The sequence below is a fragment of the Streptomyces sp. NPDC056527 genome, from assembly GCF_042794475.1.
Lineage (GTDB): Bacteria > Actinomycetota > Actinomycetes > Streptomycetales > Streptomycetaceae > Streptomyces.
Map to the genome: position 1 here is coordinate 63,495 of NZ_JBHTTQ010000030.1, position 9,602 is coordinate 73,096.

At 73.2% G+C, this 9,602-nt stretch carries 10 protein-coding genes; 3 read left to right on the top strand and 7 right to left on the bottom strand.

Annotated features, from left to right (window positions below; all coding sequences use genetic code 11):
- Positions 1-92: 92 nt before the first annotated feature.
- Genes pcaD through ACFQ7Q_RS17435 form a run of 6 tightly spaced genes read right to left on the bottom strand, consistent with a single transcriptional unit; the run spans position 93 to position 5,356 of the window.
- On the bottom strand, positions 93-1,244 hold the full coding sequence (gene pcaD, locus ACFQ7Q_RS17410) for a 3-oxoadipate enol-lactonase (RefSeq protein WP_383555553.1): 1,152 nt from the start codon (positions 1,242-1,244) through the stop codon (positions 93-95).
- Positions 1,241-2,596: a 3-carboxy-cis,cis-muconate cycloisomerase gene (gene pcaB / locus ACFQ7Q_RS17415; RefSeq protein WP_383555556.1), complete on the bottom strand. Its 1,356-nt coding sequence runs from the start codon at positions 2,594-2,596 to the stop codon at positions 1,241-1,243. The genes pcaD and pcaB overlap by 4 nt, the downstream gene beginning before the upstream one ends.
- A complete protein-coding gene (gene pcaG, locus ACFQ7Q_RS17420; RefSeq protein ID WP_383555558.1) occupies positions 2,593-3,159 on the bottom strand; it encodes a protocatechuate 3,4-dioxygenase subunit alpha in 567 nt (188 codons plus the stop codon). The genes pcaB and pcaG overlap by 4 nt, the downstream gene beginning before the upstream one ends.
- Positions 3,160-3,165: 6 nt before the next feature.
- Positions 3,166-3,936: a protocatechuate 3,4-dioxygenase subunit beta gene (gene pcaH / locus ACFQ7Q_RS17425; protein ID WP_383555561.1), complete on the bottom strand. Its 771-nt coding sequence runs from the start codon at positions 3,934-3,936 to the stop codon at positions 3,166-3,168.
- Positions 3,937-3,950: 14 nt separating this feature from the next.
- The gene (locus tag ACFQ7Q_RS17430) at positions 3,951-4,607 is read right to left on the bottom strand and encodes a CoA transferase subunit B (protein WP_383555564.1); all 657 of its coding nucleotides are present in this window, start codon (positions 4,605-4,607) and stop codon (positions 3,951-3,953) included.
- Entirely contained in the window at positions 4,604-5,356 is a 753-nt protein-coding gene (locus tag ACFQ7Q_RS17435) for a CoA transferase subunit A (protein ID WP_383555567.1), read from the bottom strand. Before ACFQ7Q_RS17435 ends, ACFQ7Q_RS17430 begins: the two co-directional genes overlap by 4 nt.
- Before the next feature lie 162 nt (positions 5,357-5,518).
- Between ACFQ7Q_RS17435 and ACFQ7Q_RS17440 the strand changes: the two genes are divergently transcribed.
- Complete coding sequence (locus tag ACFQ7Q_RS17440; RefSeq protein WP_383555570.1) at positions 5,519-5,977, top strand: MarR family winged helix-turn-helix transcriptional regulator; 459 nt, start codon at positions 5,519-5,521, stop codon at positions 5,975-5,977.
- A gap of 120 nt (positions 5,978-6,097) precedes the next feature.
- The gene (locus ACFQ7Q_RS17445; RefSeq protein ID WP_383555573.1) at positions 6,098-6,439 is read left to right on the top strand and encodes a hypothetical protein; all 342 of its coding nucleotides are present in this window, start codon (positions 6,098-6,100) and stop codon (positions 6,437-6,439) included.
- A 23-nt stretch (positions 6,440-6,462) separates the two neighbouring features.
- Here ACFQ7Q_RS17445 and ACFQ7Q_RS17450 read toward each other — a convergent pair whose 3' ends face one another.
- The gene (locus tag ACFQ7Q_RS17450; RefSeq protein ID WP_383555575.1) at positions 6,463-8,229 is read right to left on the bottom strand and encodes an IclR family transcriptional regulator C-terminal domain-containing protein; all 1,767 of its coding nucleotides are present in this window, start codon (positions 8,227-8,229) and stop codon (positions 6,463-6,465) included.
- Positions 8,230-8,383: 154 nt separating this feature from the next.
- Between ACFQ7Q_RS17450 and ACFQ7Q_RS17455 the strand changes: the two genes are divergently transcribed.
- The gene (locus tag ACFQ7Q_RS17455) at positions 8,384-9,562 is read left to right on the top strand and encodes a 4-hydroxybenzoate 3-monooxygenase (RefSeq protein ID WP_383555578.1); all 1,179 of its coding nucleotides are present in this window, start codon (positions 8,384-8,386) and stop codon (positions 9,560-9,562) included.
- Positions 9,563-9,602: the final 40 nt, after the last annotated feature.

The following is a 9,602-nucleotide window of genomic DNA, read 5'->3' on the forward strand; positions in this document are numbered from 1 at the left end:
ATGTACTGCACGCCGGAGACCGCCGAGCACCATTTGATGAAAATGGTTGTCATGAAGCCGGGGTCGGGGCGACGCGGAGGGCTGGGGCCCGGTCACGCCTGCGGAGTGTCCTCCTCCGCCAGCACGCGCTGGGCCACGGCGAAGGCCGCGTTGGCGGCCGGGACGCCGCAGTAGACCGCGGCCTGGAGCAGCACGGCTCCGATCTCGTCGGGCCGCAGACCGTTGCGCCGGGCCGCACGGACATGCATGGCCAGCTCGTCCAGGTGGCCATGGGCGACGAGCGCCGTGAGGGTGACCAGGCTCCGCTCGCGCCTCGACAGGGTGGGATCGGTCCAGATCTCGCCCCAGGCGTAGCGGGAGATGAAGTCCTGGAAACGGGCCGTGAACTCCGTCTGCCGCGCCTGGGCGCGGTCCACGTGCGCGTCCCCCAGCACCTGGCGGCGGACCTCCATGCCCCGCCGCGCGCCGCCGTCCGTGAGGTGGCCTCGCAGCGCGGCGAGGACGGCGCCGGGCTGTTCGGCGGGTGCCAGATGGGAGGCGCCGGGGATCTCGGTGAGCGTGGCGCCCGGAACCGCGTCGGCGATCTCCCGCAGATGCGCGGGTGGGGTCGCCGGGTCCTCGCGACCGGCGACGAGGAGCGTGGGCGCGCCGATCGACGGAAGCCGGTCGCGGAGGTCGAAGGCGGCGAGCGCGTCGCAGCAGGCGGCGTACGCGTCGGGGTCGGCCTTGCGGTGGTCGTCGACGAGGGCGGGCACGGTGAATCCGGGCGTGAACCAGCGGGCGTCGGCGGTCTCGGCGAGGGCGGCCAGGCCCTCGCGCCGGACGGTCGCGGCGCGTTCCGCCCACATCGTGGAGCCGCCGAAGTGGGCGGAGGAGCACAGCACCGCGAGACGCTCCACCCGCTCGGGGTGGTGCACGGCGAGATGCAGGCCGACGGCTCCGCCGAGCGAGACGCCCGCGTACGAGAAGCGTTCGGCCCCGAGCGCGTCGGCGAGGGAGAGGACGAGACCGGCCAGGTCGGCGACGGTCGCTCCGGGGCCGATGAGCGAGGCCGGGGAGCCGCCGTGGCCGGGGAGGTCCCAGCGGACGACGCGGTGGGTCACCGACAGTTCGGGGGCGACCGCGTCCCACAGGGCGGTGGAGGTGCCCAGCGAGGGGCCGAGGATCAGGACCGGTGCGGTGGACGGCCCCTCGACGCGATGGTGCGGTACTCCATGGGGCGGTTGAGGGGTGAGGGGGGTCAAGGTCGCTCCAGTGCGCGGTCGGTCAGGGCTCCTGCGGAGCCCGTCGAGCGAGTGGGGTCGGTGAGCTCGTCGAGGTCGAGGTGCTTCGACTCCGCCGCTTCGCGCAGGAGTTCCGCGAGCGGGCGCCCCTCGGCACGGCTCCGCAGGGCGAGTTCGGTGAGGAGTTCCTTCGCGCGCGCCCGGCCGAGGACCGGTGCGAGGGCGACGGACAGTCGCTCGGACAGGATCGACCCTCCGGTGAGACCCAGGTGTGCGCGCATGGCGTCCGCGTGGACGCGGAGGCCCGCGGTCAGCTCCGCGGTGTCGCGCGCCGCCCCGCCGACGAGACGGAGCAGGTCGCGCAGCGGTTCCCACTCGGCATGCCAGGCGCCCGCCGGGCGCTCGTCCTCGGCCGCCATCGAGGCGTACAGGACGGCCGCGAGGTGCGGGGCGCGCCGCGCGGCCGAGGCGATGAGCGTGGCTCGTACGGGGTTGGCCTTGTGCGGCATGGCGGAGGAGCCGCCACCCGCGGCCTCCGCCACCTCCGCGATCTCGGTGCGGGAGAGCGTGAGGACGTCGACGGCGGTCTTGCCGAGCGCCCCCGCGGTGAAGGCGAGGGCTCCCGCGAGGTCGGCGATCGGGGTGCGCAGGGTGTGCCAGGGCAGGGTGGGCACGGCGAGACCGGTCTCGTGGGCGTAGGCCGTGACGAGCCGTTCGGTCGCTCCGTCCGCCTCGTTCGCGTAGGCCGCGAAGGCCGCCAGGGTTCCGGCGGCTCCGCCGAGTTGGACCGGAAGGGAGTCCCGTACGACGAGGAGGCGGTCCCGGGCGTCGAGGATCAGCGAGCGCCAGCCGGCCGCCTTGAGGCCGAAGGTGGTGGGCACGGCGTGCTGGGTGAGGGTCCGGCCGGGCATGACCGTGTCCCGGTGGGTGCCGGCCAGGGCCCCCAGCGCCCGTTCCGCGCGGCCGAGGTCGTCGAGGACCAGGTCCAGGGTTCGGCGCGCGACCAGCATCGCCGCGGTGTCCAGGATGTCCTGGCTGGTCGCGCCCCGGTGGACGTACGCCCGCCACTCCCCCGGCACGGCGGCGGTGAGGTCGGCGACCAGCGGGATGACGGGGTTGCCGCCCGCGCGGGCGCGCCGGGCGAGGTCGCGTACGTCGAGTCGGGCGCCGTCGGCGGCGGCCGCGACCGCGTCGGCGGCCTCGGCCGGCGCCTGCCCGGCGGCCGCCTGGGCACGGGCGAGGGCGGCCTCCGCGCCGAGCATCGCCCACAGGAACGCCGTGTCGCCGGTGGCGGCCTCGGCCGGGGAGCCCGCCCGGCCGGGAGCCAGCAGACCGCTGTCGAGAGGTTCCGCGTCATACGGGTCGGGGGTCACGTGAACTCCAGGAAGACCGTCTCGCCCTCGCCCTGAAGGCGGATGTCGAAGCGGTACGTGCGGGGTGCGCCGTGTTCGTCGGGCCGGGCCACCAGCGTCGCCCGGCGCGGGGCCGGCAGCGAGTCGAGCAGCGGATCGGCTCCGTCCCTCAGATAGGCCCGGGTGAAGAGGTGGTGCAGGAGTCCGCGGGCGAAGACGCAGACGCCTATGTACGGCAGCCCCGCGTTGCCGGGCGGCAGGGTGTGGAGGGCGTAGTGGCCGTCGGCGTCGGTGGCGACGCGGCCGAAGCCGGTGAAGTCGGTCCCGTTGCGACCGAGGTGACCGCCGGTCACGGGGTCGCGGCGCAGCGAGCCGGGCGCGCCGGCCAGCGAGCCGTCGGGGGCCGCCTGCCAGAACTCGAGGAGCGCGTCGGGGACGGGGGCGCCCTCACCGTCGTACACGTATCCGTGCAGGACGATCCGGTCCGGATGGCCGTGCGGCGCCATCCGCTCCCCTTCGGGGAAGGGCAGGGCGTAGCCGTAGAAGGGGCCGACGGTGTGGGACGGGGTCGGGAGAAGCGTCATCGTCGGTCAGCGCCCTTCTTCGAGCCAGGTGGCGGAGGGACCGTCGAGGACGATGTCCCAGGCGTAGCCGAGGGAGAACTCGGGCCGCGACAGCGCGTGGTCGTAGGTGGCGACGAGCCGCTCGCGGGCGGCCGGGTCGGTGACCGAGCGCAGGATCGGGTCGTGGGCGAAGAGCGGATCGCCGGGGAAGTACATCTGCGTGACGAGCCGCTGGGTGAACGCCGTGCCGAACACCGAGAAGTGGATGTGGGCGGGGCGCCACGCGTTGGTGTGGTTGCGCCAGGGATAGGCGCCCGGCTTGACGGTGGTGAAGGTGTAGCGGCCCTCGTCGTCGGTGAGGGTGCGGCCGACGCCGGTGAAGTTCGGGTCGAGCGGGGCCGGGTGCCGGTCGCGCAGATGGGCGTAGCGGCCGGAGGCGTTGGCCTGCCACAGCTCGATGAGCTGACCGCGCACGGGACGGCCGGTCCGGTCGACCAGGCGCCCGGAGACGGTGATGCGCTCGCCGAGGGGCTCGCCCGCATGCTGCCGGGTGAGGTCGTTGTCGGTCTCGGTGATGTCGGTCGGCCCGAAGACGGGGCCGGAGAGCTCCACCGTCTCGGGGTCGCCGCCGTCGACGGCGACCAGCGGCTGGTGGGGATGGCGGAGGAGGGAGCTGCGGTACGGGGCGTAGTCGCGGGCCGGGTGGCTGCGGGGCGCGGCGCCGGCGGCCCGCTCCTTGTCGTACGCGCTCTGGAGCTCGTCGATCTCGGTGTCGATGTCCGACTGGGTGAGGGCCATGAGGATTCCCGGGGTCAGTGTCGGCGGGCGGGGGTGTCGACGGCGCGGCGGACCTCTGCGGCCGTCCTGGCGAGGACGTCGGCGGGGTCGACGCCGGGTGCGGTCTCGACGAGGACCAGTCCGTCGTCGGTGACGTCGAGGACGCCGAGGTCGGTGACGATCCGGTCGACGCAGCCCCGTCCGGTCAGCGGGAGGGTGCACTCCTCGACGATCTTCGGGGTGCCGTCCTTGGCGGTGTGGGTCATCACGACGATGACGGTCCGGGCGCCGTGCACGAGGTCCATCGCCCCGCCGATTCCGGTGATGAGCTTGCCCGGCACGGCCCAGTTGGCGAGGTCTCCGCGCGCCGAGACCTGCATGGCGCCGAGGACGGCGACGTCGATGTGGCCGCCCCGGATCATCCCGAAGGAGAGCGCGGAGTCGAAGTACGAGGCACCGGGCAGGACCGTGACGGTCTCCTTGCCGGCGTTGATGAGATCGGGGTCGACCTCGCCCTCGGCCGGGAAGGGCCCGGTGCCGAGGATGCCGTTCTCCGACTCGAGGACCACCTCCACGCCCTCGGGGAGGTGGTTGGGGATCAGGGTCGGCAGGCCGATGCCCAGGTTGACGTACTGACCGTCCTTCAGCTCGCGGGCGGCCCGGGCGGCCATCTGCTCTCGGGTCCAGCTCATCGCGTGGTCCTCTTCTCTATGCCCTTGTCCCGGGCCTGTTCGGAGGTCAGGGCGACCACCCGCTGGACGAAGACGCCGGGCAGATGGACCTCGTCGGGATCGATACCGCCCGGTTCGACCAGCTCCTCGACCTCGGCGATCGTCACCTTCCCGGCCATCGCGGCGAGCGGGTTGAAGTTCCGGGCCGACTTGTTGAAGACCAGGTTCCCGTGCCGGTCGCCGCGGGCCGCGCGGACGAGTGCGAAGTCCGTGCGGATGCCGTGCTCCAGCACGTGCTCGACCCCGTCGAACGCGCGCACCTCCTTGGGCGGCGAGGCCAGCGCGACCCCGCCGGCACCGTCGTAGCGCCAGGGCAGGCCGCCCTCGGCGACCTGGGTGCCGACGCCCGCGGGGGTGTAGAAGGCGGGGATGCCGCAGCCGCCGGCCCGCAGCCGCTCGGCGAGCGTGCCCTGTGGGATCAGCTCGACCTCCAGCTCGCCGGCGAGGTACTGCCGCGCGAACTCCTTGTTCGACCCGATGTACGAGCCCGTCACCCGGGCGATCCGCCCGGCGGACAGCAGCACGGCGAGACCGGAGTCCATCGCCCCGCAGTTGTTCGACACGACACACAGGTCGCCGACTCCGCGCGCGTGCACCGCGCCGATCAGCACGTTCGGCACTCCGCTGAGACCGAAGCCGCCCACGGCGACTGACGCTCCGTCTCCCATGTCGGACACCGCCTCGGCGGCGGTGGCCACCACCTTGTCCATACGAGAAGCCTCCGACTCCATCACCAATTAGTCAGTGCACTGAGCATTCGATTCAATGCCGTCATGCTGGCACCGGACCCGACGGCCGTCAATAGCGGCCCGGGCAACCATCGGAGGGCGCGTATTGTTCAGTACACCAACGAAATCAACCGGAGGCAGACGATGGCCGCGGTGGATCTGACCACCCATCCCGGGCACCTGGCCCGGCGGCTCCAGCAGGCGCACCACCTGCTCTGGACCACGATGGTCTCGGAGGAGATCACCTCTCCGCAGTTCGGCGTCCTGAACGCCCTGACGGCCGAGCCCGGCCTCGATCAGCGGACCGTGGGCGAACGCGTGGGCCTCGACCGCTCCACCATCGCCGAGGTCGTCAGCCGGCTCACCCGGCGCGGGCTGCTCGACAAGGTGCGCGACCCGGAGGACGGCCGGCGATTCCTGCTGCGGCTGACCGAGGACGGGGAGCGGACGCACCGCAGGCTCACGGTGCGGACGGCCCGGATGAACCAGGTGTTCCTCGCCCCGCTCTCCGCCGAGGAACAGGCACAGTTCATGAACCTGCTCCTGCGGGTTTCGGACGCGGCGGAGCGTCTGCGCGACCCGGCGGAGCCGGTCGCGTCCTGAGCGGGGCGACCCTCCCGCCTCCGGGCCCATCCCGATGCCGCCAGGAGGCCATGCGCCGGCGCCGATTGCGAGGGGCCTCCCCCGCGCGGGTCAGGGGCGGGGCTCTGCGAGACTTCCGGCATGGCACACGATGACGCGGCAGCGGTGACAATGGCCTGTCTCTTCGATCCGGAGCCGGAGAGGTGGGGCCTGCGCGGCGACCCCTACGTCTGGCGGGCCCTTCGCGACCGGCTCTCCGATACGGAGATACCGGCGTCGCTCCGCGAAGCGGTCGAACTCCTGCGGACGACGTTCAACGAGCTCGTGGGGGTCGATCTCGTCGGCGACCCGGCGTCGTCCGTGTACCGCAAGCCGTACGCCCACGGCGGCATGTCCAGCGGCATGGTCTCGCTCGACACATGGCGAGAGAACCTGATGCCTCTGCTCGCGGGGCGTGCGAGGACGCTGCTGAGGTCCTCCTGATCGCAGCCGGTCCTCAGCGGCGCTCAGGCCTCCGACACGTGGGCGAACCGCCCCGCCGTCCGCAGGTCGCCCTCGATCCCGGCGACCGCGGCGCGCAGCTCGGGCAGGACGTCCCCGACGCACTCCGCCACGCTGCGACGGCTGCTGTGCATGGCCACGTTGACGGCCGCCACCACGACGCCCGCGCGATCGCGCACCGGGACGGCGATGGACCGGAGCCCCTGTTCCAGTTCCTCGTCGACGAGGGCGTACCCCTGCTCCCGTACGCGCTCCAGGACCGCGGCTAGCTCCGCGCGGGAGGTGACGGTGTACGGGGTCAGGGCCTCGGGCTCGATGGACTCCAGCCACGCGGTGCGTGCCTCGGGCGGCAGGTCGGCGAGGATCACCCGGCCCAGGGAGGTGACATGGGCGGGGAAGCGGGTGCCCACGGTGATATGCACGCTCATGACGCGGCGGGTGGCGACCCGGGCGGTGTAGCGGACGTCGGCACCGGCGAGCACCGCCAGCGAGGCCGAGTCGTGGACGCGCCCGGACAGTTCGGCCAGATGCGGGGCCGCGATCTGCGGGAGCGGCATCCGTGAGAGGTGGGGGAAGCCGAGCCCGAGCACCCGGGGCGTGAGCCGGAACAGCCTCCCTTCGGCGCTGACGTAGCCCAGGTGCTCCAGCGTGATGAGGGCGCGCCGGGCGGTGGCCCTGGCGAGCCCGGTGGCCTCGGCCACGGCGGTCAGGGGCAGCGCGGAGCGGTCCTCGCCGAAGGCGGTGAGGACCGTGAGGCCGCGGGCCAGGGACTCGATGAACCCGCGGCCGAGTTCCTGCTTCGAGGCATGGGTCCAGTCGGCGAGACCGGGTCCGGGAGACGCCTTCGCCGCGCGGTCCGGACCTGCGCCGAGGCCCGGCGCACCGGGCCCGGGGCCCTGTGCCGCCGCGTCACCGGGCGCCCGTCGGCCGGTCGGCCCCTCGGCATGCTCGCGCAGCAGGGCTTCCCACGACGCGACGGCGGCCCGCAGCCGGGGCAGCATGGCCTCGCGCAGCGAGTCGGCGGTGTGGCGACTGGTGTGGCTGACGACGCTCGCCACACAGACGACGGCGCCCCGCGCGTCCCGTAGGGGCAGGGCCAGGGCGACCAGGCCGGGCTCGATGAGCTGGTCGTCCATCGACCAGCCGCGCTCCGCCGCCCGCGCCGCCGAGGCCGCGAACTCCCTCTCGTCCGGCCCGCTTCCGGGCGGTACGGCGGGGAAGCCGGCGCTCCGCGGGTCGGCGGCCCTGCGGGTTCGCCAGCGATCCCACTCCGCCCCGGCCCAGTCCGCGGCGAACAGCGCCCCCGGGGCGGTACGTTCGGCGGGCAACAGGTCACCGATGCGGAAGCTGAGGGACATGGCGCGCCGACGGGTGGCCTGATGGACGAAGCGGATGCCGTCGCCGTCGGCGACCGCGAGGGAGACCGATTCGTCGAGCTCGTCGGCGAGCGCGTCGGCGTGGCGGCCGAGCAGGCCCGGCAGTCCGAGCGCGGCCAGATACGCGTTGCCGAGTTCCATCAGGTGGGGGGCGAGAAAGACGTCACGGCCGTCGAGGCGTACGTATCCCATGCGCGCGAGCGTGCCGGTCACCCGGTCCACGGTGGAGCGGGCCAGACCCGTGGTGCGCTCCAGCTCGCTGAGGCTGAGCGCCCCGTCGGCGTCGGTGAGTCGGCGCAGCACGGCCAGGCCGCGTATCAGCGGGGCGACGGCTTCCTGCGGGACGTCCGGCTCGTGCGGCGCGTCCGGCGCCGGAGCGGTTTCGGTCGATGGCATGGACTCTCCCTGACGGATCCTGGGGACACCGTAATGAAAGACGACGGAGGGGGCCCGGTGTGTCCACGCCGGGCGTTGACAGTCGACCGCGGCGGGCGCAGACTCAGCCCACTCTTGAGTGAAGTTTATTTCACTATACGAACACGGAGAGCTCATGCACACCACCGTCGGGATCATCGGCGGCGGCCCCTCCGGGCTGCTGCTCGCCCGTCTGCTGCACAACGCCGGTGTCGACTGCGTGGTCCTGGAATCCCGCGACCGCGCCTATGTCGAGCGGCGCCAGCGCGCCGGAATCCTCGAACAGGCCACCGTCGACGCCCTGCGCGCCGCCGGAGCCGGGGCACGGCTCGACACCGAGGGCCTGCCCCACGAGGGCATCGAGCTGCGTTTCGACGGGCGTGCCCACCGGATCGACCTCCCCTCGCTCGCCGAGGGACGCCGGGTCTGGGTGTACGCGCAGACGGAGGTGGTCAAGGACCTGATCGCTCTCCGGATCGCCGAGGGAGGGCCCCTGCTGTTCGGCGCGCAGGTGCGGGCGGTGGAGGGCGTCGACACGGACCGCCCGTCGATCCGCTACACCCACGAGGGTCGCGAACAGACCCTGACGTGCGACTACGTCGTCGGCTGCGACGGCTACCACGGGGTCGCGCGCACGGCGGTGCCCGAGTCGGAGCGCACGACGTACGAGCGGACGTATCCGTACTCCTGGCTCGGCATCCTCGCCGAAGCCCCGCCCGTGTACGACGAGTTGATCTACGCCCACTCCGAGCGCGGCTTCGCGCTGGCCAGCATGAGGTCGCCGGCCGTGAGCCGGCTCTACCTCCAGGTGCCGAACGGCACCGATCCGGCCGACTGGTCCGACCGGCGCGTCTGGGACGAGCTGGACGCCCGGTTCGCGCTCCGCGACGAGCCCGGGTGGCGGCTGGAGCGCGGCCCGGTCATACAGAAGTCGGTGCTGCCGATGCGCAGTTCGGTGACCGAGCCGATGCGGTACGGGCGGCTGCTGCTCGCCGGGGACGCGGCGCACATCGTCCCGCCGACCGGCGCGAAGGGGCTCAACCTCGCCGCGGCCGACGTGATCGTCCTGGCGCGGGCCCTCGCCCATCGGTACGCGACCGGCTCCACGGAGCTGCTCGACGCGTACTCCGACACCTGTCTGCGCCGGGTCTGGCGGGCCGAGCACTTCTCGTACTTCATGACGACGACGCTGCACACCGATCCCGGTCAGCCGCCCTTCGACACCCGGCTCCAGCTCTCCCAGCTGGAGCGGATCGCGACCTCGCCGCATGCCGCGGCCGAACTGGCGCAGAACTACGCCGGGTTGCCCCTCTGATCGCACGGATGTCCGCGAGGGCCGGCCCGCCGATGACATC